This is a genomic window from Roseateles sp. P5_E8 (genome assembly GCF_054177665.1).
Genome location: NZ_JBGCUM010000135.1, coordinates 1 through 1145, shown reverse-complemented (window position 1 = coordinate 1145; position 1145 = coordinate 1). Strand labels below are relative to the sequence as shown.

Annotated in this window: 2 protein-coding genes; both read left to right on the top strand. The window is 52.1% G+C overall.

Going from position 1 to position 1145, the window contains the following annotated elements:
- Positions 1-596 (top strand): acyltransferase (locus ACXRVZ_RS27615; RefSeq protein WP_458233131.1); only part of this gene is annotated, 596 nt, incomplete at its 5' end.
- Positions 589-1145, top strand: a 557-nt coding sequence (locus tag ACXRVZ_RS27610; RefSeq protein ID WP_458233130.1) for a hypothetical protein, incomplete at its 3' end; no start/stop codon positions are given. The genes ACXRVZ_RS27615 and ACXRVZ_RS27610, both read left to right, overlap by 8 nt.

Here is a 1145-nt window from a genome sequence, read left to right as displayed (position 1 = left end):
TTGCAGCGCTCCGTCGCTGCCAGACCATATTGGCCGTGGCGGGCAAGAAGCGCTATCTTTCGCATGGTAAAGATCTTCACATTGGGCGTGGCACACGATTGTGGGCACCTGTCCAAATCAAAATTGGCGATCATGTATATATCGGCAAGCACGTACATATCGAAGCGAACGCAGTTATCGGTAACTTCTGTTTGATAGCCAACCGTGTGGCATTTGTCGGTAGGCATGATCATGACTACAAACGACTGGGATTTCCAGTGCGCTACTCGCCATGGATTGGCAGCCGCAGATTTCAGAATTCGCACTTAGCAGAAATGGTTGAGGTGCAGGACGACTGCTGGGTCGGTTACGGTGCCATCGTGTTAACCGGGGTAACTATTGGTCGGGGTRGCATTGTGGCGGCAGGTAGCGTGGTCGTTCGTGACGTTCCCTCATACTCCGTTGTTGCTGGTGTGCCCGCACGCGTGGTTGGGCAACGTTTCTCTACCGTCAGCGAACGAAATCAGCACGAGCAACAAATTCGAGACGGGCGATTCGCCTTCTCGGAAGTTTCTTACGATTCATGCGTCATTGAACCTGGAAATATTGATGCTTGATATGGAAAAGAAAGTCGYAATCCTCCAGCACCGTCTCCTGCACTACCGAGTGGGCTTCTTTGAGAAACTGAGGCTTGCATGCGCGGAGCGAGGCATCGACCTGATGCTGGTTCACGGGCAGGCCACGCGGCGTGAGGCAATAAAGAAAGACGAGGGTTCGATATCCTGGGCTATCAAGGTGCGAAATCGCGTCTGGGAATTCGGCAGCCGGGACATTATTTGGCAACCTCTGCCCAAGGAGGCTCGGCAGGCGAATCTCGTAGTCTTGATGCAGGAAAGTCGAATACTTTCAAATTATCCTTTGCTTCTTGCTCGCGCCTGGGGAAAGCGAGTGGCTTACTGGGGGCACGGCAAGAATTTCCAAGCCGATGCCGTTTCTGGCTTTCGGGAGAGGTGGAAGCGCTGGCTGTTGACGAAAATTGATTGGTGGTTCGCGTACACCTCGATGACAGTCGACATACTGCGCAACGCTGGATACCCTGTAAATAGAATTACCCAACTTGATAATGCAATTGATTCGGATGGGTTCAAGTCTGATTTATCTTGTTG